The 18068-nt window shown below is 55.7% G+C and carries 22 protein-coding genes; 3 read left to right on the top strand and 19 right to left on the bottom strand.

The genetic code is table 11. The annotated features are described in order from the left end of the window. The 14 genes from nuoF to RYZ27_RS06015 all read right to left on the bottom strand — a co-directional run bounded on the left by nuoF (window position 1) and on the right by RYZ27_RS06015 (window position 11410). Window positions 1-1311, bottom strand: coding sequence for an NADH-quinone oxidoreductase subunit NuoF (gene nuoF / locus RYZ27_RS06080; protein WP_406681481.1), 1311 nt, complete (start codon window positions 1309-1311; stop codon window positions 1-3). Beyond that, window positions 1298-1510 (bottom strand): hypothetical protein, encoded by a 213-nt coding sequence (locus tag RYZ27_RS06075; protein WP_406681480.1) that lies wholly within the window; start codon window positions 1508-1510, stop codon window positions 1298-1300. The genes nuoF and RYZ27_RS06075 overlap by 14 nt, the downstream gene beginning before the upstream one ends. Continuing rightward, window positions 1507-2577: an NADH-quinone oxidoreductase subunit NuoE gene (gene nuoE, locus RYZ27_RS06070; protein ID WP_406681479.1), complete on the bottom strand. Its 1071-nt coding sequence runs from the start codon at window positions 2575-2577 to the stop codon at window positions 1507-1509. Before nuoE ends, RYZ27_RS06075 begins: the two co-directional genes overlap by 4 nt. Further along, window positions 2577-3026, bottom strand: coding sequence for a VOC family protein (locus RYZ27_RS06065; protein ID WP_406681478.1), 450 nt, complete (start codon window positions 3024-3026; stop codon window positions 2577-2579). The genes nuoE and RYZ27_RS06065 overlap by 1 nt, the downstream gene beginning before the upstream one ends. After that, complete coding sequence (locus RYZ27_RS06060) at window positions 3026-4231, bottom strand: NADH-quinone oxidoreductase subunit D (RefSeq protein WP_406681477.1); 1206 nt, start codon at window positions 4229-4231, stop codon at window positions 3026-3028. Before RYZ27_RS06060 ends, RYZ27_RS06065 begins: the two co-directional genes overlap by 1 nt. Then, window positions 4231-4581 carry a hypothetical protein gene (locus tag RYZ27_RS06055; RefSeq protein ID WP_406681476.1) on the bottom strand — a complete coding sequence of 117 codons (351 nt, stop codon included), beginning with the start codon at window positions 4579-4581 and terminating at the stop codon, window positions 4231-4233. The genes RYZ27_RS06060 and RYZ27_RS06055 overlap by 1 nt, the downstream gene beginning before the upstream one ends. After that, on the bottom strand, window positions 4574-5203 hold the full coding sequence (locus RYZ27_RS06050) for an NADH-quinone oxidoreductase subunit C (protein ID WP_406681475.1): 630 nt from the start codon (window positions 5201-5203) through the stop codon (window positions 4574-4576). Before RYZ27_RS06050 ends, RYZ27_RS06055 begins: the two co-directional genes overlap by 8 nt. Before the next feature lie 12 nt (window positions 5204-5215). Continuing rightward, complete coding sequence (locus RYZ27_RS06045; RefSeq protein WP_406681474.1) at window positions 5216-5785, bottom strand: NuoB/complex I 20 kDa subunit family protein; 570 nt, start codon at window positions 5783-5785, stop codon at window positions 5216-5218. A gap of 9 nt (window positions 5786-5794) precedes the next feature. Then, complete coding sequence (locus RYZ27_RS06040; protein ID WP_406681473.1) at window positions 5795-6169, bottom strand: NADH-quinone oxidoreductase subunit A; 375 nt, start codon at window positions 6167-6169, stop codon at window positions 5795-5797. 167 nt (window positions 6170-6336) lie between these two features. Beyond that, on the bottom strand, window positions 6337-7134 hold the full coding sequence (locus tag RYZ27_RS06035) for a crotonase/enoyl-CoA hydratase family protein (RefSeq protein ID WP_406681472.1): 798 nt from the start codon (window positions 7132-7134) through the stop codon (window positions 6337-6339). A 77-nt stretch (window positions 7135-7211) separates the two neighbouring features. Then, window positions 7212-7739 (bottom strand): hypothetical protein, encoded by a 528-nt coding sequence (locus RYZ27_RS06030; RefSeq protein WP_406681471.1) that lies wholly within the window; start codon window positions 7737-7739, stop codon window positions 7212-7214. A gap of 149 nt (window positions 7740-7888) precedes the next feature. Further along, on the bottom strand, window positions 7889-9046 hold the full coding sequence (locus RYZ27_RS06025) for an acyl-CoA dehydrogenase family protein (protein WP_406681470.1): 1158 nt from the start codon (window positions 9044-9046) through the stop codon (window positions 7889-7891). A gap of 27 nt (window positions 9047-9073) precedes the next feature. Next, the gene (locus tag RYZ27_RS06020) at window positions 9074-10270 is read right to left on the bottom strand and encodes an acyl-CoA dehydrogenase family protein (protein ID WP_406681469.1); all 1197 of its coding nucleotides are present in this window, start codon (window positions 10268-10270) and stop codon (window positions 9074-9076) included. A gap of 138 nt (window positions 10271-10408) precedes the next feature. Further along, window positions 10409-11410, bottom strand: coding sequence for a nicotinate-nucleotide--dimethylbenzimidazole phosphoribosyltransferase (locus RYZ27_RS06015; protein ID WP_406681468.1), 1002 nt, complete (start codon window positions 11408-11410; stop codon window positions 10409-10411). Window positions 11411-11520: 110 nt separating this feature from the next. Here RYZ27_RS06015 and RYZ27_RS06010 point away from each other — a divergent pair, with 110 nt between their 5' ends. Together RYZ27_RS06010 and RYZ27_RS06005 are read left to right on the top strand one after the other, a co-directional pair. Next, a complete protein-coding gene (locus tag RYZ27_RS06010; RefSeq protein ID WP_406681467.1) occupies window positions 11521-11727 on the top strand; it encodes a DUF1289 domain-containing protein in 207 nt (68 codons plus the stop codon). Then, on the top strand, window positions 11724-12278 hold the full coding sequence (locus tag RYZ27_RS06005) for a TIGR02281 family clan AA aspartic protease (protein WP_406681466.1): 555 nt from the start codon (window positions 11724-11726) through the stop codon (window positions 12276-12278). The genes RYZ27_RS06010 and RYZ27_RS06005 overlap by 4 nt, the downstream gene beginning before the upstream one ends. Here RYZ27_RS06005 and RYZ27_RS06000 read toward each other — a convergent pair. From RYZ27_RS06000 to RYZ27_RS05985, 4 genes are read right to left on the bottom strand one after another with little or no spacing between them, the layout of a single operon-like run. Then, entirely contained in the window at window positions 12268-13089 is an 822-nt protein-coding gene (locus RYZ27_RS06000) for a sulfite exporter TauE/SafE family protein (protein WP_406681465.1), read from the bottom strand. The two genes, RYZ27_RS06005 and RYZ27_RS06000, sit on opposite strands and share 11 nt — an antisense overlap. A 9-nt stretch (window positions 13090-13098) precedes the next feature. Continuing rightward, window positions 13099-14055 (bottom strand): alpha/beta fold hydrolase, encoded by a 957-nt coding sequence (locus tag RYZ27_RS05995; protein WP_406681464.1) that lies wholly within the window; start codon window positions 14053-14055, stop codon window positions 13099-13101. A gap of 2 nt (window positions 14056-14057) precedes the next feature. Next, window positions 14058-14492: a PaaI family thioesterase gene (locus RYZ27_RS05990; RefSeq protein ID WP_406681463.1), complete on the bottom strand. Its 435-nt coding sequence runs from the start codon at window positions 14490-14492 to the stop codon at window positions 14058-14060. Window positions 14493-14531: 39 nt separating this feature from the next. After that, window positions 14532-15254, bottom strand: coding sequence for a lysostaphin resistance A-like protein (locus RYZ27_RS05985; RefSeq protein WP_406681462.1), 723 nt, complete (start codon window positions 15252-15254; stop codon window positions 14532-14534). Between the two features lie 124 nt (window positions 15255-15378). Here RYZ27_RS05985 and RYZ27_RS05980 point away from each other — a divergent pair, with 124 nt between their 5' ends. Then, a complete protein-coding gene (locus RYZ27_RS05980) occupies window positions 15379-16548 on the top strand; it encodes a CaiB/BaiF CoA transferase family protein (RefSeq protein ID WP_406681461.1) in 1170 nt (389 codons plus the stop codon). Here RYZ27_RS05980 and RYZ27_RS05975 read toward each other — a convergent pair. Next, window positions 16545-18017, bottom strand: coding sequence for a sigma-54-dependent transcriptional regulator (locus RYZ27_RS05975; protein ID WP_406681460.1), 1473 nt, complete (start codon window positions 18015-18017; stop codon window positions 16545-16547). The genes RYZ27_RS05980 and RYZ27_RS05975 overlap by 4 nt on opposite strands. Between the last annotated feature and the right edge of the window lie 51 nt (window positions 18018-18068).

The following is an 18068-nucleotide window of genomic DNA, read 5'->3' as shown; positions in this document are numbered from 1 at the left end:
CTACTCCGCCGCCACAAGCGTTGAGCCTTGCACCTGCGTATGCGGTGCGCGGTATTGGGTGATACGGTCTTCGATTTCGTGACGGAAGTGACGGATCAGACCCTGTACTGGCCATGCGGCAGCATCGCCGAGCGCACAAATCGTGTGCCCTTCAACCTGCCCCGCCACATCCAGCAGCATATCAATCTCGTCCATTTCCGCTTCGCCTTTGGCCATACGGGTCAGAACGCGCCACATCCAGCCTGTGCCTTCCCGGCATGGCGTACACTGGCCACAGCTTTCATGCTTGTAGAAGTATGCGATGCGGGCAATCGCCTGGATGAGGTCTGTCGACTTATCCATGACAATGACCGCTGCTGTTCCAAGGCCGGATTTCAGATCACGCAGTGTGTCGAAATCCATATAGGCATCAGCAATCTGCTCGGCTGGCACCATCGGAACGGATGATCCTCCCGGAATAACCGCCTTCAGATTATCCCAGCCACCACGAATGCCGCCGCAATGGGTATCGATCAGGTCGCGGAACGTGATCGACATCTCTTCCTCGACATTACATGGCTTGTTCACATGTCCGGAGACACAAAACAGTTTGGTGCCTGTATTATTCGGACGACCAAAGCCAGCAAACCAGTCAGCACCGCGCCGTAGAATGGTCGGCACAACGGCGATCGATTCGACATTGTTCACAGTGGTCGGCTTGCCATAAAGCCCAGCATTGGCCGGGAATGGCGGCTTCAGACGCGGCTGGCCTTTCTTGCCTTCAAGGCTTTCAAGCAGCGCCGTTTCCTCACCGCAAATATACGCGCCAGCGCCATGGTGGACATAGAGATCGAAATCCCAACCATTCACATTATTCTGGCCAATCAGCTTGGCTTCATAAGCCTCTTTAACGGCCTTTTCGAGCGCCTCACGCTCAGCGATATATTCACCGCGAATGTAGACATAGCATTTGTGTGCCCGCATCGCGCGGGAGGCAACCATGCAGCCTTCAATCAGCAAATGCGGATCATGGCGCATAATCTCACGGTCTTTGCAGGTCCCCGGCTCAGACTCGTCAGCGTTGACGACGAGATAATGCTCACGGTCTGCCTTCACCTCTTTTGGCATGAAGGTCCATTTCAAACCTGTTGGGAAGCCCGCGCCACCACGGCCGCGAAGACCGGACGCCTTGATCTGATCACACAGCCAGTCCGGGCCTTGTGCCAGCATTTCACGCGTCAGGTGCCATGCGCCGCGTTTCTTAGCCTCTTCAAGGCCGGGCGAGTGCGCACCATACAGGTTGGTAAAGATACGGTCTTTATCCTGAAGCATTATCTTGCTCCTTTATCTGACGCATTGCCGAGATCATCAGCGGTGCGCTTATTCCTGCGCCCACCAGAATTGCGAGCAGGATCCAGAGCGGGCTGCCCGTCGTGATGAAAGCCACAACGCCCAAACCGATCAGCACTGCATCAATCAAGGCAGCCTGGATCAGCTTTTTTCTTGGGTCTGGTCTGGAAACGAGGGTCAACTGTCACCCTCCTCATCCATGGAGGACTCAACCTCTCCGGCATCAACGCGTTTTGAGAATTCGGTTTCCTCACCCGCAGCGAGCGCCTTAGCCTGAGCAATCCAGTCCTCACGCTCGATCCGCCCGGGGAAGGACAGATAGCCCTCGACCCAATCGATATTATCCTGCGTCCATGCGGCGATCTGCGAAAACTTATAGATCCCCAGATCGTTCAGAGCATTCTCATTGACCGGGCCAATGCCTTTGATGCGCTTAAGGTCATCTTCTTCACCAGCAGCAACTTCAACAGCCTCCGGCTTCTCACCGGCAATTTCAGTTTCAGCTTTTTTGCTATCGGCGATCAGGGTCGTTTTACCCTCTTCGCTCTTCTTTGGCGCGGGTGCAGGCTCTGGTGTCTCTGCTTCAGCAGGCTCAGCGCCCGGTAAGTTTGGCAGCTCAGAAATTGCATTGCGAGAGCCATCGAACAGACCTGATTCCATCAAGCTTGTCAGCTCACCAGCTGGGCCGGAATTCAAACGATCAACGAAAGTCCCCGGCGCAACATCAACACCATTCTGAAGCTTGGAGAGAATTTCATCAAAACTCTCCGGGGTCAGGTCTTCGTAATAATAGTCATTGATCTGGACCATTGGCGCATTCACGCAAGCGCCAAGACACTCAACTTCTTCCCAAGACAAGCGGCCATCATCGGTAACATGCATAGGCTTACCGATTTTGGACTTACAAACCTCTTTTAGATTATTTGCGCCGCGCAGCATGCAGGGTGTCGTGCCGCAAAGCTGGATGTGATGCTTTCCAACTGGCTGCAGACGGAACATCGTATAGAAGGTCGCGACCTCATAGACGCGAATATATGGCATTTCGAGACGATCAGCGACTTCGCGCATCGCCGGCTCAGACAGCCAGCCATCATTATCCTTCTGCGCCAACCATAGCATCGGGATAACCGCCGACCGCTTGCGCTCGACCGGGTACTTGTCCAGCCAGAACTGGATTGTTGGCTCTGTTTCTGGCTTGAACGCGAATGTTTCGCCACCAGCCTCAAGATCAAAACGTCTCAGCGCCATTACGCTTCAGCCTCCACAGGCAGGACAACACGTCCCACCTTATCAAAAGTCCAGAACGGGTTGAATGCGACTTCCCAGGCATTGCCCTCCGGGTCCGCAAAATACCCTGAATATCCACCCCAGAACGCCTTGTGTGGCTCTGTTGTAATCTGCACACCTGCGGTTTTCAGGCGCTCAAAAATCTCGTCAACTTCCGCCTCGCTACGGGCATTATATGCCAGCGCGACATTGCGGAAGCCATTTACCGGATGGGCAATCTGCCCGGCATCATGGGCAAGCTTGTCAGCTTCCCACAGACCCAGCACAAAGCCGCCCATATTGAACATCGCCATACCTTCCGGGCCAACATTCTTGAAGCCAATAATGTCCTCATAGAAAGCGGTCATAGCCGCGCGGTCACGCACACCGAGTGTGATTATCGACAAGCGGGATTCAGGAAGTACAGACACTACCGGTCCACCTCACCAAACACGATATCGAGCGAACCAAGGATGGTCGAAACATCCGCCAGTTGGTGCCCGTAGCACATGTGATCCATCGCCTGCAGGTGAGCAAAGCTCGGTGCGCGCAGCTTCACGCGGTAAGGTCGGTTGGTGCCATCTGCAACGAGGAAGACCCCGAACTCACCAGCTGGCGCTTCAACCGCCGCATAAACCTCGCCCTCAGGAACATGGAAGCCCTCTGTGTAGAGTTTGAAGTGGTGGATCAGCGCTTCCATGCTGCGCTTCATCTCAGCACGGCGCGGCGGGGCAACCTTGGAATTCTCGGCCAGAACCGGGCCTTTCGGCATATTCTCGATACACCACTTCATGATGTCACAGGACACCAGCATCTCTTCCATCCGGCAGACATAGCGATCGTAATTGTCACCATTCTTACCAACAATCACCGGGAAGACATCCTGCGGGATTTCTGAATAGACTTCATATGGCTGGCTGCGGCGCAAGTCCCAGGCAAGGCCAGACCCGCGCGCCATGACGCCAGAGAAGCCGTATTGCATGATCGTCTTCTCATCGACGACACCAATATCAACATTGCGCTGCTTGAAGATGCGGTTCTCGGTGATCAGTCCCTCAAGACGGGCCAGAATCGCCGGGAATTCCTCACACCAGATCATGATGTCATCAACGAGATCCTGCGGAATATCCTGATGAACGCCACCCGGGCGGAAATAGGCGGCATGCAAACGCGCGCCACAGGCCCGCTCATAGAACACCATCAGCTTTTCGCGCTCTTCAAACGCCCACGTGATCGGTGTCAGCGCGCCAGCATCCATGATGAATGTTCCGATATTCAGGAGGTGCTCCAGGATACGGCCCATTTCGGAATAGAGAACACGAATAAAGCTGCCTCTACGTGGCACTTCCACACCAACCAGCTTCTCAATCGCCAGACACCAGGCGTGTTCCTGGTTCATCGGCGCGGAATAGTGAAGCCGATCAAAGTAAGGCAGCCCTTGAAGGTAGGTCTTGTACTCAAGCAGCTTTTCAGTGCCGCGGTGCAAGAGGCCGATATGACAATCGATACGATCGACCAGCTCGCCATCAAGGTCCATAACCATGCGCAGAACCCCGTGCGCCGCAGGGTGCTGCGGGCCAAAGTTCATGGTGAACTTGCGATCTTCGTCGGCAAGTGGCTTCATATCATCAGCCATTACACACCTCGCTCATAACTGGTCGTCATCGCGCCGCTCACGCACTTTTCAGCTTCGCTCTCAATCATCAGCTCAAGAGCAAAACGGCGTGTTTCATCAGCCGCGCGCAGCGCATTGCGGTATTCTTCAACGCGATACTCAACACCTTGCTCTGCCTGCTTACAGAACGGGCTGGTTTCAACAATGCTGCGCCATTGGCGAATTTGCGCTGTGTCAGGCACAGAACGGTTGTCATTCGCGACTTCCGTCAAAGCCAGACAATCCACAGCCTTCTCAGTTTCCTCGGCGGTTTGAGCAAAAGCAGGCGCGGCCAAAGCGGACAGAGCAAGCACCAGAACAAGATTACGCATCATCGCCCTCCTGCACTGTCGCTTTCTCATCGCCCGGCATAACCGCCTGCATCCCTTCCCATGGGGAGAGGAAGTCAAAGTTGCGGTATTCCTGCGTCAGTTGAACAGGCTCATATACGACGCGCTTTTCGAGGTCATCATAGCGTACTTCGGTATAGCCGGTCAGCGGGAAGTCCTTACGCAGCGGATAGCCTTCAAACCCGTAATCCGTCAGGATGCGACGCAGGTCCGGATGCCCGGCAAAGCGAACGCCGTACATATCGAAGGTCTCGCGCTCAAACCAGTTCGCTGTTGGATGCAGTTCCGTAACGGTCGGCACGGCTGTCTCTTCGTCAGTTGAGATTTTAACCCGAATGCGTTGGTTCATCCGCATGGACAAAAGGTGATAGACGACCTCAAAACGCTGGCTGCGTTCCGGATAATCTACCCCGCATACGTCAATCAGCATTTCAAACATGCACAGCTGATCACGCGCCAGAAATTCCAGCAAAGACACAATCGCATCGCGCTCGGCGTAAATCGTCAGCTCACCATAAGCGACCACATATTTGCGCACCGCATCAGGCTGCGACACGGAAATATGCTCGCCTAACTCTTTCAGCGCTTCGATCTGTTCACTCATGCCCATGATCTCCTAGCGCTCGATTGAGCCTTCACGGCGGATCTTCTTCTGCAATTGCAGGAAGCCATAGACCAGCGCCTCAGCGGTTGGTGGGCAGCCCGGAACATAAATGTCCACAGGAACAATCCGGTCACAGCCGCGCACAACACTGTAGCTATAGTGGTAATAGCCCCCGCCATTCGCACATGACCCCATGGAGATCACATAACGCGGCTCAGGCATCTGGTCGTAAACCTTGCGCAGGGCTGGCGCCATTTTATTGGTCAGCGTACCGGCCACAATCATAACGTCCGACTGGCGCGGCGAGCCACGCGGGGCCATACCAAAGCGCTCAAGGTCATAGCGCGGATTACCCGCTTGCATCATCTCAATCGCGCAGCAAGCCAGACCAAAGGTCATCCACATCAGCGAGCCTGTCCGCGCCCAGGCGATCAGATCATCAGCCTTCGCGGTGAAATAGCCTTTATCGGCTAAGTGGTCGGAAAGTCCCGCATAGAATGGGTCATCCGGGCGAACATCAAAGCCGCCTTCGACGCCAGAGCGCGCTGCACCGAGAGCATAAGGTTTGAAATCGTCAGCCATATCAGCCTCCTATTCCCATTCCAGTGCGCCGCGACGCCACTCGTAAATGAAACCAATGGTCAAAACGGCCAGGAAAATCACCATGGACCAGAAGCCAAAGACACCAATCTCCCCAAGGCTAACCGCCCACGGGAAGAGGAAAGCCACCTCGAGGTCAAAAATGATGAACAAGATGGCGACGAGATAAAACCGCACATCAAATTTCATACGCGCATCACTGAACGCCTCAAAGCCGCACTCATATGCGGAATTCTTTTCCGGGTCGGGATTACTGGGGGCCAGAATCGCCGCTCCAAGAATGAAAGCCAGAGACAAACCTACCCCCAAAACAAGGAATAAGATGACCGGCATATAGTCTAAAGCAAGACGCTCAACGTCGCTCATTGCGGGACACTCCTGATGCAGCGCATAGCATTCGGCGTCGGATAAGACGCTTTCTTCTCCGACGCAATAGAACCTTCGCCGAACACTGTAGCCAATTTCAGTGCTTTTTGTCCCCCATTATTGTGCGACGAGGCGTCACGCCACTGCGAATGATTTGCAACTATATGTTACTTTCCCTCAAAGGATGGCTTACGCTTCTCCAGAATGGCATTCACACCCTCAATATGATCCTCGGTATGATGCATCATAGATTGGGCGGCCGCTGACATTTCCATGATCGTGTCATAGCTCGCTGTCGTGCCATGACGCAGTAGGGTTTTCGCGACCCGCAGGCTTTGTGGCGGCTGGGCAGCCATACGCGTGGCGAGCGCCATGGCTTCATCCATCAGGGCCTCACCCGGCACCGCTTTGGAGATCAGCCCCCACTCTGCTGCAGTGGCGGCATCGATCACATCACCTGTAAACAAGAGCTCAGCTGCACGGCTTGCCCCGATAATGCGCGGCAGCAACCATGCCCCGCCATCGCCAGGAATCAGGCCGAGCTTCAGGAAGGTGACCCCGAACTTTGCCTTATCCGAAGCAATCCGGACATCAGCCATACAGGCGACGTCACAGCCCAGACCAATCGCCGCGCCATTCACAGCAGCAATCAGAGGCACTTCCAGATTGTAGAGCGCCTTCACAATGCGATGGATGTTCCGGCGATAGCCTTCGCGAACACTATAGGGCGAGCCTGCAAAAGCGCCTGTGCGATCACGCATGGCTTTTACGTCACCACCCGCAGAGAAAGCCCGTCCAGATCCTGTCAGAATAGCAACCCGGATAGACGGATCGGCCTCAATCTCCTGACACGCGGCAACCACCGCTGCACCATCTCCTTCTTGCCCCAGCGCATTCATCATGTCCGGGCGGTTCAGGGTCAGGATGGCAATTGGCCCCTGCTTCTCAAGTGTAATGACAGACATCAATCAATCTCCAGAATAATCTGGGACATGCTTTGGCAGAAGCCTCTGCCGCTGTCACCTACGCTGAGCCTGTTTGATTACTCTTCCGCAGGTGGCCGGGTATAGGTTCCGGTGAACCAGACCGCCCATTCATCCTTTTCCGGATCATACTGCTCAAAGTGCTGCAGGACGGTGCCGTCCTCATTAAGGGTCCACTCCCCCGTAAATCGCGCTGTTTGACCATTCGCAGGATAGGTAATCAGACCTTCCAGCTTCATTGACCCGGTTTCGGTAAGGCCGCCCTCATAATCGATCAACGCACCCGGGCTCACCCAAACCTGCCGCCATTTCTCCGTGACCGGGTTATAGTAATTATAGCTCTGCCCCGTTGAACCCGAAGCACCTGCCCACCGCTCGACAAGCAGACAGCCGCCCTCCTCCGATGTGATACTGTTCGTCCCTGCAACCTGCCCGTTCGGGCCGGTAACCTCCCAATTGCCAAGCCAGAAATCAAACTGCTGATACGCCTCATCTGAGCAAGGTGGTGGAGCTGCCGGGGCAGGCGTTTGCGCTGCGGACACACTGACAAAAGCCATCATCCCAGCTGTCGCTAATCCAAATCGCATCTGATCCTCCATCCTCTTTACCGCACAATGACGGGAGAAACCGAGCGGGTCAAACCAGACCTGTATGGTCCCAGAGAAACAGGAGCGCAGACCAGCAAAAAGCCCGCGCTAAAAGCACGGGCTTTCTGTAATCGCAAAATATAGTCGTGCTATTCAGCAGCCGCCTTCATTTCACCAGCGCTTAGAGCCGTATAGCGACGCATATGATGGTCGATATTTCCGAACTCGCTGTCGATCATGGTCAGGCGTTTGAAATAGTGACCGACGGCCAGTTCGTCCGTCATCCCCATGCCGCCATGGATCTGGATCGACTCCTGCCCAACAAAGCGGCCAGATTGACCAATGCGAACCTTGGCAGCCGAAACGGCTTTCTTCCGCTCAACTTCATCTTCGTCGAGCTTGAGCGTGGCCATATAGGTCATAGAGATAGACTGCTCATGCTCCATGAACATGTCGACCATGCGGTGCTGCAGAACCTGGAATTTGCCGATTGGCGTGCCGAACTGTTTACGCTGACGCGAATACTCAACAGTCATCTTATGCGCAACGCCCATCGCACCCATGGCTTCAGCACAGGTTGCGGCAATCGCCTCATCAACGACCCGCTCGATCAGTGGAAGGGCCTCCCCTTCGGCACCGATCAGCGCATCAGCGCCAACAGAAACGTTCTCAAGATAAACTTCAGAAGCCCGGCGACCATCGACAGTCGGGTAATCGCGGGCTGTTACGCCTGAGGCCGCCTTATCGACAATAAAGACCGAAATACCGCCCGCATCGCGGCGGTCACCGCCGGTCCGCGCGGTTACGATCAGCTTGTCCGCCCATGGCGCGCCAATCACGACAGCCTTGTGACCGTTCAGGACATAGCCTGAGCCATCTTTCTTGGCCGTGGTTTCCAGATCAGCAAGATTGTAGCGGCCACGCGGCTCTGCATAAGCAAAGGCAAATGTACTTGCCGCACCCATAATCGCCTGGAGGTGCTCTTCTTTCTGCGCGGCTGTACCTGCATGCTTCAGGAAACCGCCTGCGCAGACAACGCTTGGCACGAACGGCTCAACCACAAGGCCTTTACCGAACTCTTCCATCACCACCATGGCATCAACCGGGCCGCCGCCAAGGCCGCCATCTTCTTCGCTAAATGGCGCCATCAGCAGACCAAGCTCAGCAAACTGTGCCCACATTTCCGGGCGCCAACCGCTTTCGCTGTTGACCACGCCAACACGGGTATCCCAGTCATATTGCTCGCGGATCAGCCGGGCGAGGCTGTCGCGGATCATGGTCTGCTCTTCGGTAAAATTGAAGTCCATAAGATTTCCTCCTGTGCCCTGCGCGCCTTAAAGGCCCAGGATCATTTTCGTGATGATGTTACGCTGAATTTCGTTTGATCCACCATAGATCGAGGTCTTCCGCATGTTGAAGTAAAGCGGCGCCGCATGGTGGGCATAATCTGGACCGATCGGAAACTCGTTCGAGCCATCTTCCGGGAAGCCACGGAAGTAAGGCGCACCATAATTACCAACCGCTTCAAGCGTTAGCTGTGTCAGGCGCTGCTGGATTTCCGTCCCTTTGACCTTCAGGATCGAGCTTTCCGGCCCGGGTCCTTTGCCTTGCGCTTCGCCAGCCAGTGTACGCAGCTCGGTAAACTCAAGGGCTGTCAGATCGATTTCAAGCTGGCTGATTTTGCGGGCAAAACTGTCATCTGAGATGAGCGGCTCACCATCAAGAACCTCGGTTGAGGCAATCTGCTTCAGTTTGGCAATGCCACGCTTGGATCGCGCGACGCCAGCAATTCCGGAACGCTCATGCGCCAGCAGGAATTTCGCATAGGTCCAACCCTTGTTCTCAACACCAACAAGGTTCTCAACTGGGACACGCACATCGGTCAGCCAGGTTTCGTTGACCTCGTGGCTGCCATCAATCGTGATGATCGGGCGAACTTCGATACCCGGTGTCTTCATATCAACGAGGATGAAAGAAATACCTTCCTGAGGCTTGGCCGCATCTGGGTCAGTGCGGCACAGGAAGAAGCCCCAATCGGCGTGCTGGGCCAGTGTCGTCCAGGTCTTTTGCCCATTGATGACATAGTGGTCGCCATCGCGCACCGCCGTGGTTTTAACCGAAGCCAAGTCAGAACCAGCGCCTGGCTCTGAATAGCCCTGACACCACCACTCTTCACCAGAAAGAATTTTTGGGAGGAAACGTTCTTTCTGCTCGTCAGAACCGAATGTGTAGATCACGGGGGCGACCATAGAGACACCAAACGGAAGCGGCATGACCGCATCAACGCGAGCATTCTCTTCCGACCAGATATAGCGCTGTGTCGAGGTCCAGCCTGTGCCGCCATACTCTTTTGGCCATGCCGGAGCGGACCAGCCCTTCTTACCCAGAATCTTATGCCAGGCGAGAAACTGCTCGCGGGTCAGGTCTTCACGAGAACCCATCCCCACAAGGTCTTTTGGGTAATTCTCATCAATAAACTTACGCACTTCATCGCGAAATGCGATTTCTTCTGGTGAAAATTCGAGATTCATAATGGGCCATCCCTTGAGTCTATTTATATGCTTCTGCCGTGCGCGATATTCAAAAGCAAGTTAACGCGAACGTCAACGTCAACTATCACGTCGCGCGAACTCTGCACAATGTGACAGGGTACCACATCAAGACGAAAATTATGAGGAAACAGGCTGCCCGAGGAAAGGCGCGCAGGCGGTTTTCAGAAGGCCAATCGCCGCTGCTGACCCCATTCCGCCCCCCGTATTGAACTCCAGATCAACCAGCGGCGAGATACCGAGCCGTTCCAAAGCCGCTTGATGCGCCGGGCGACGGGTAACATGCGCCGCACGCACATGATCAATTGCCAGCGGATTGATCGCATGGACGATGCCCGCGGCAATCGTTGTAGCAAACCCATCAATCAGAACCGGTATACCCTGCTGGCGCGCCGCGATAATTGTCCCGACACAAGCGGCAAGTTCGCGCCCGCCAAGGCAACGCAACGCCTGCAAAGGATCCTCAAGATGTCCGCGGTGCATTCTCAGGGCGGCTTCGACCAAATCAACACGCGCCTGTCCCATGTCTCTTGGGACCTGTGGCCCCGGCCGCACCCAATAATCAGGTGATCCCCCATAAAGCGCGCAAGCCACGGCAGCCGCTGCGGTTCCAATCCCCGCACCAACAACGCCCAAGGCGATCACATCCGGCTTGCCCTCAAGCGCCTCAAAACCATAAGCGATCGTGGCTGCACACTCGCGCTCACTCATCGCGGCGGTTTCAGCAATATTCGGGGTCGGCTTCTCAATGGCGAGTTCAAACACACGGATATTCGCGCCGACCTGCGCAGCAATTGCGGATAAAGGCGCTGTCCCACTTCGCAAGGCATCAACCCGTTGCTTTGTGCTCTCAATTGATGACAGGCTCACCCCGCCTGCGGTCATGCCGTGAGAGCCTGCGAAGATCGCTAGAGTTGGGTTCTCAATGCGCGGTGGATAGCGCTTTTGCCAAGATGACAGCCAGGCCGCGCCCTCACCCAGCTTACCAAAATCGCCTTCACGCCCCATACCCAAAAGGGCATCAAACACTTTCTGACCAAACTCATCGTTTGGACCAGCAGGCTGCGCAATCAGGGCGCGTACATCGGTAAAAGGGCTCGCATCGGCAGCAGCGTCAGTCACAGCAGACCTCATTGTCAATATTTGGCCTTTGCGTCACTATTTTACAGTCTAAGTCAATCCAATATTCGGATTTTCGTGAAACATTCGCATTCTGCGTTGGAGGTAATCGCGTGAGTATTGAGGCTATCAAGTCACCCTGTATCAAGGTTTGCGCCGTCGATGGCGAAACCGGGCAGTGCCTTGGCTGTGGCCGAACACTCAAAGAGATTGGTGGCTGGGTACAGCTTGGGCCGGAAGGTCGCGAGGCTGTCATGGCTAAACTGCCGGAGCGAATGGACCACTTGCGCGCATTGGGGAAACTGGGACCTGTGAAATGAGTGCAAGTAACTTTATTGGTGGTATGATTGTCGCTGGCGCGATCGCCGGTGTGGTGGCCGTATTTCTGGCCCCAAAGTTTGATGAGTCTGCTTCGACGAATACACCCAAGACCAATGCCGCTACAATGACTGTGACTAACACGACGGCTCCAGATGGTGCTCCGCTTCCGAATGCGACCCGTCGTAGCGCTGTGCTCAACCTCAAGAATGACGGCCATTACTGGGCGAACGTTCTGGTGAACAAGAAAGCGACGGTAAACTTCATGGTCGATACTGGAGCGAGTGTCGTCGCTCTGACCTATGAAGATGCGCGGCGGCTCGGATTGAAGCCAGATACACTGGATTATCGCTGGCGGATTAGCACAGCGGGCGGTGAGACAATGGGCGCGAGCGTTGTGCTCGATAGCCTAAAGGTCAACCAGGTTCACGTCCGCAATGTCGAAGCGATGGTTCTTAGAACCGATCTGGAGCAGTCGCTTCTGGGGATGAGCTTCCTGTCGCAGCTCTATGCCTATGAATTCCGCGGGGAGCGCCTGATCCTTAGGCAATAACACTCCACAGCATTCGCACTGCGACGATTGCCAGCAAGATCGCAAACAGTTTTTTCAAAAGCTGCGCATCAAGGCTGTGCGCGAGCCGGGCACCGACCGGAGCCATAGTAACTGTAAAAATTGAGATCAGTGCAAACGCGGCAAGATTGACATGCCCGACGGAAAATGGCGGCAGGCCCTCCCGCCCCCAGCCAACAATGATTGCTGTCACCGCACTCGGCAAACCAATGGCGATCCCGAACCCTGCCGCCGTTGCCACCGCCTGATGGATGGCGCGACCACATATCGTCATCAGGCTGACCCCAAAAGTCCCACCGCCAATTCCCATGATCGCCGATAACGCGCCGATGCCGCCGCCTAACCCGGCGCGCTTGGCCCCGCCCGGCAGATCCTCAGCCAGTCGCCAGCTCGGCCGTCCGAAGAAAAGCTGCGCCGCGAGCAATAGAGCCATCGCGCCGAAGAAGCCTTTCAAAGCCGCCGCAGACAGCATCCCGGCAACCAGTTGGCCAGCGATTGCGCCCAGCATGATCCATGGCATCCATGTCTTCACAATCTGCCAGTCAACCGCGCCGCGCTTATGATGCGCCATCACGGAACGCGCCGAAGTCAAAATGATCGTGGCGAGTGATGTACCGATGGCAACATGGCTGGCTGTGTCTGAAAAACCGAGGGATTCGAACAGGATGATCAGCACTGGGACGATCACCGCGCCGCCGCCAATGCCGAAAAGGCCCGCCACCAGACCACTGAACAGGCCACACCCTGCCAGTGCCAGTATCAAAACCCCATACTCAGAGAGAAACGCTTCCATGCAGCGCGCTTAAGCGCTCACGCTCCATGCGGCAAGCTGCGCTCTGACGGCGGTAACGAAAGCCAATGGTTGATCCAGCATGACGTGATGCTGCGCGCCCGGAATGGAGACCATTGCCATATCGCCGCGCAGAGAGCGCATATACGACCAGATCTTTTCTCCCATCAGGATCGAATCCTCGCCGCGCATCACGGTCAGCGGACACGTAATTCCCATCAGCATCTCTGAGGGCTTATCCATCGCATCAAAGCGACGCCAGATGAAAGGATCAAACTTCCAGGTCCAGCCTTCTCCACCCTCTTCTTTCTCCACATGTTTCAGGCTGTGCCGGGCAATGTAATCGACAATGTAGTGGTTTTCACAAGGCTGCGGCGGGGCTAGTCGAAACCGCGCTAGAGCGCTGGTCAGATCATCATAGATACGGTTGCCACGCGGCCGCGTTGGCGGCCCTTCCCATTCGTCATCTGGCGGGCGAACTGGACTGTCGACGATCATGATACCGGCAAACTTATCAGAATGCTTTGACCCGGTATGCATCGTGATAAAGCCGCCAAAGGAGTGCGCAACGATTGTGGGTTTTTGCTCATGTGCGAACAGGCCCGCATCTTCGCAGACAGCCAACTGCTCCTTGGTAAAGGTCTCGACTGAATAACGCTCCCGCCAATCGCTATCGCCCATCCCCGCAAAGGTCATGGCGACCACGCAATAGTCCTCGGCAAAGTATGGCGCGATAAAATCGTACCAGTGCGCGTGAGCGCCATTGCCATGTGCCAATAGAAGGCCAGGTTTGCCAGAACTGCCCCAGCGCTGATAGCGCACGCGAGCACCCTCAACTTCGATAAAGCGCTCTTCGAAAGGCGTTTCGACAACCGCTGTGAACCAGTCTGGTGCGGTTGGCTTGGCCCCGCCATAGACGGCCAGAAGATTTGCCTGCTCCGGCGAGAGTTCTTGTATATCGTCCGCCATGGCTACACCCGCTTCTCAATCACTTTGAAAATTCCCATTCCCGTCATCAGGGTCTTATCCCCTGTCCAGATGCGCCCTTCGACGGTATGCACACCATCGACGACGGACAGCACTTTGGCGCGGCCCTCGACCCATGAGCCACGCGGGGCTCCGGACAGAAAGTCACAAACCAGACGGATCGTGACCCACCAGGTGTCCTCGTCTTTCTCAACAGCGGCGCCCCAGGCCATATCTGCAAACGTCATCAGCATACCGCCATGCGCATTCATCATGCCATTGGTATGGTGCTCGCCCACGCGAAAGCCTCGGATCAAACCGTCGGTATCGCGTTTTTCAAACAGGGGGCCGACCTGCCGCCCGAAGCCTCGGTGCCACGGCAAAGGCTGATAACCTTCAGGAATATCATAGGTCTGTTCGAGGGTCAGATCATCACTCATTGAGTGGATGTGCGCCGCATCCCGGCAGCGGGCAAGCCCTCACGTGGCGGGAGCTTGCGTAAAAGCATACTGCAAGAGGAGGATATTCCCATTGGCCGCCATGTGCGCAACGATGGTGACGCCAACCGACCCACTCGCCAAGCGCAGCCACCCCAAGCCCAGCCCGGTCAGGAAGACCGCAAACATCGCTTCCAGACTGTACTGCTGATGCATAAGCGCAAAAATGGCGCTGATAATCCCTACAGCGACAAGTGGGTGCACACCGCGCACGATCAACGCGCCGAGACCAATTCCGCGAAATGTGACTTCCTCAACGACGGGGGCCATGACAACGGCCATAAAGATAAAAACCGGGGTCCAGTTCAGTAGGCCATAAACATCGGGTGGGACGCCATCAGCATATTGCCACCCATCTTGCCCACCACTCAGCAGGCTCATCATGACAGTTGGGCCAATCAGGAAAAGTGGTCCAAGGAAAAGCGCTGCCACGAACAGGTCTATCTGGCCCTTTAAACGCCCACCGAATGCCCCTGCCCCAATCCGCTCACTCCAGATTGAAACTGCTGCGAACTGACAAGCCATAGCCAGGCAAATCACAATCCACAGAACGCCAATACCAGACCGCGCATCAGGAGGCAGAAGCACTGTCGCTAGCTCTGTCAAAACGAATGGGAAAAGCAGCGGCGCGCAAATTACGAAGAAGGCCACCGTCCAAGGTTCACGGATCAGGGCAATCGGAATCGCATATTTCGTAGTTTGCATGGCCTGCCCCTATCGCAGCCTGTGTTTTTGGAAAAGCCCCAAAACCTGCCCCAACGAAAATCTAGCCAAACGGCTATGCGTCACTCTATCTGGTCAGAACAAATACAAAATGGAGGCATCAGGCATGACAGAGACCCGCACCGGACCGCTTCAGGGCGTTAAAATCATCGACATGTCTTCTGTCGTCCTCGGCCCGTTTGCGACTCTGATCTTTGGTGATCTGGGCGCAGATGTTGTCAAAATTGAAAGCGCGCAGCCGGGTAAAGCCGGCGACATGATGCGCTATGCGGGTAAATCGCCAACTGGCGATCTCGGGCCAATCTATACCGCGCTCAATCGTAACAAAAAGTCCGTTCAGCTTGATGCCAAGACAGAAGACGGCAAAGCCGCGCTTATCGCGATGCTGAAAGAGGCCGATGTCTTCTTCCACAATGTCCGCCTTGCCGGGATGCGGCGACTTGGCCTTGATTATGACAGCGTTAAAGCGATCAATCCGGGCATTGTCTATGTCCATTGTGCGGGCTTTGGCATGGGTGGCCCCTATGAGCATCGCCAAGCCTATGATGACTTGATTCAAGGCGCGTCCGGCTTTGCCAGCCTATCCTCCATGCGCGATGGCTCAGAACCGGCCTATGCGCCAAGTCTGGTTGCTGACAAGACGGTCGGCCTGTTTGCCACCTATGCAACACTCGCGGCGCTCTACCATCGCGAGAAGACCGGCGAAGGCCAGTTTGTGCAGGTCCCCATGCTTGAAAGCTTCACCTTCTTCAACATGGTCGAAAACCTGTATGGAGAGACCTTTATGCCCGGCAATGGCAAGCTTGCCTATACACGGTCCATCAATGCCAATCGCAAGCCGTACAAGACCAAGGACGGCTATATCGGCCTTGTCCCTTATAGCGACCAGCAATGGGAGACTTTCTTCGAAATGGGCGGCCGCGATGGCGTCTTCGAAGACCCGCGCTTCTCAACCTATCAGGCGCGCACCGAGAACATTACTGACCTCTATGCGATTATCGGCGAGGTCGCCCTGACCAAGACAACAGATGAGTGGCTCACCCTGCTTGATGACGCCAATATTCCGACCATGAAGTTCAATGAGATGAAGGATGTGCTGACTGACGAGCATCTCAACGCGGTTGGCTTCTTTCAAGAACGCCAACATCCGGATGCAGGCACCTACCGCACCCTAAAGCACCCTGTACACTTCAGTGCGACCCCAGCCAGCATAGACCTTGATCCCCCCAAACTTGGTGCGGATACAGAAACTGTGCTGGCCAGCCTCGGCCTTTAGCTTGCCTCGCGCTTGGTCTCTTCTTCGAGACCATACTCGCGCACCTTGCGGTACAGCGTTGAGCGGCCAATCCCAAGGCGGCGGCTCACCTCGCTCATATGCCCGGCATAGTGCTCAATCGCATAAGCGATCAGGTCACGCTCAACATCAGACAGAGCGCGGATTTCACCATCTTCCATGACGGGAACCGGGCTTTCTGCCCCTGACACGGCGACTGCCGATGAAACTGGCTCAATATCATTCGCAGGCGCCGGGCGCGCGGGCACATCCGGCAGGTTTGCAATCTCAGGCATCACACCGCTGATCTGCGGGAAATCGAACGGTTGCAGGTGCTCGCCCTCGCATAGGACAACGGCGCGGAAGACTGAGTTCTCCAACTGGCGTACGTTGCCCGGCCAATCAAAGGCGCAAAGCATTTTCAGCGTTTCTTCGCTGGCGCCTTGGATATTGGTCCCCTCGCTCGCATTGAAGCGGCCAATAAAGTGATCGACCAAGGCCGGAACATCCTCGATCCGCTCACGCAAAGCCGGCATCTCCACCGGGAACACGTTCAGGCGGTAGTAAAGATCCTCACGGAAAGCCCCTTCCTTCACACGGGTCGCCAGATCACGGTTTGTCGCCGAAATAATCCGCACATCAACCTTAACCGGGCGGCGAGCGCCAACCGGATCGACTTCGCCTTCCTGAAGCGCACGCAGCAATTTGACCTGCATGTCGAGCGGCAGTTCACCCACTTCATCAAGGAAGAGCGTACCACCATCAGCCTCAACGAATTTACCCGGTGAGCGAGAGACCGCACCCGTAAATGCGCCCTTCTCATGGCCGAACAGGATGCTCTCGACCAGATTTTCCGGGATCGCGCCGCAGTTCACAGAGATAAACGGCTTACCCGCACGATCAGACGCGCCCTGAATACAGCGCGCGATCACTTCTTTACCGACACCGCTTTCCCCCAAAATCAAGACCGGAATATCGGACGCTGCCGCACGCTGGCCAAGCCGCAAGACCTGAAGCATAGACGGCGCACTGGCAATCATATCCTCAAAGCCCATACCGCCTTCGGCTTTCCGGGTCAGGCGTTTCACCTCACCACTCAGCGAAGACAGTTTCAGGGCATTCCGGATCGAAACGATGACGCGTTCTGGATTGGCGGGCTTTACGATGAAATCAACGGCGCCAGCGCGCATAGCAGAAACGATTGTATCGATCCCGCTGGTCGCGGTTAGCATAACCACAGGCAGGTCCGGGCGACGCTCCGATAGCATTTCAAGCGCTTCCATGCCCGAAAGCCCCGGCATGGTCAGATCAAGCAGGACAACATCAACACCAGCGGCGCTATCGGTCGCCGTGGCAACACCAGTTTCCCCGTCCGGTGCTGTTCGACAAGCAAATCCAGCCTTTTCAACCGCAGCCGTCAAAAGGCGGCGCTGTGTAGGATCATCATCAACGACCAGAACTGTCTTCGCCATACTCTCATCACCTTATCTGCCACGCTTATCGGGGCGCGTGGTTCATTTCGT

It is taken from the genome of Hyphomonas sp. FCG-A18 (assembly GCF_045287255.1).
GTDB lineage: Bacteria > Pseudomonadota > Alphaproteobacteria > Caulobacterales > Hyphomonadaceae > Henriciella.
The sequence above is the reverse complement of the archived record's forward strand: the minus strand, read 5'-3'. Positions and strand labels throughout refer to the sequence as shown.

Bases quoted from the DNA above. Each gene is read 5' to 3' on its own strand.
- RYZ27_RS06050 (WP_406681475.1), bottom strand. From the start codon at position 5,203: ATGAGTGAACAGATCGAAGCGCTGAAAGAGTTAGGCGAGCATATTTCC.
- RYZ27_RS05985 (WP_406681462.1), bottom strand. From the start codon at position 15,254: ATGCAAACTACGAAATATGCGATTCCGATTGCCCTGATCCGTGAACCT.
- nuoF (WP_406681481.1), bottom strand. From the start codon at position 1,311: ATGCTTCAGGATAAAGACCGTATCTTTACCAACCTGTATGGTGCGCAC.
- RYZ27_RS06030 (WP_406681471.1), bottom strand. From the start codon at position 7,739: ATGCGATTTGGATTAGCGACAGCTGGGATGATGGCTTTTGTCAGTGTG.
- RYZ27_RS06000 (WP_406681465.1), bottom strand. From the start codon at position 13,089: ATGGAAGCGTTTCTCTCTGAGTATGGGGTTTTGATACTGGCACTGGCA.
- RYZ27_RS05975 (WP_406681460.1), bottom strand. From the start codon at position 18,017: ATGGCGAAGACAGTTCTGGTCGTTGATGATGATCCTACACAGCGCCGC.
- RYZ27_RS06020 (WP_406681469.1), bottom strand. From the start codon at position 10,270: ATGAATCTCGAATTTTCACCAGAAGAAATCGCATTTCGCGATGAAGTG.
- RYZ27_RS06045 (WP_406681474.1), bottom strand. From the start codon at position 5,785: ATGGCTGACGATTTCAAACCTTATGCTCTCGGTGCAGCGCGCTCTGGC.
- RYZ27_RS06040 (WP_406681473.1), bottom strand. From the start codon at position 6,169: ATGAGCGACGTTGAGCGTCTTGCTTTAGACTATATGCCGGTCATCTTA.
- RYZ27_RS06025 (WP_406681470.1), bottom strand. From the start codon at position 9,046: ATGGACTTCAATTTTACCGAAGAGCAGACCATGATCCGCGACAGCCTC.
- RYZ27_RS05995 (WP_406681464.1), bottom strand. From the start codon at position 14,055: ATGGCGGACGATATACAAGAACTCTCGCCGGAGCAGGCAAATCTTCTG.
- RYZ27_RS06035 (WP_406681472.1), bottom strand. From the start codon at position 7,134: ATGTCTGTCATTACACTTGAGAAGCAGGGGCCAATTGCCATCCTGACC.
- RYZ27_RS06005 (WP_406681466.1), top strand. From the start codon at position 11,724: ATGAGTGCAAGTAACTTTATTGGTGGTATGATTGTCGCTGGCGCGATC.
- nuoE (WP_406681479.1), bottom strand. From the start codon at position 2,577: ATGGCGCTGAGACGTTTTGATCTTGAGGCTGGTGGCGAAACATTCGCG.
- RYZ27_RS05990 (WP_406681463.1), bottom strand. From the start codon at position 14,492: ATGAGTGATGATCTGACCCTCGAACAGACCTATGATATTCCTGAAGGT.
- RYZ27_RS05980 (WP_406681461.1), top strand. From the start codon at position 15,379: ATGACAGAGACCCGCACCGGACCGCTTCAGGGCGTTAAAATCATCGAC.
- RYZ27_RS06055 (WP_406681476.1), bottom strand. From the start codon at position 4,581: ATGCGTAATCTTGTTCTGGTGCTTGCTCTGTCCGCTTTGGCCGCGCCT.
- RYZ27_RS06060 (WP_406681477.1), bottom strand. From the start codon at position 4,231: ATGGCTGATGATATGAAGCCACTTGCCGACGAAGATCGCAAGTTCACC.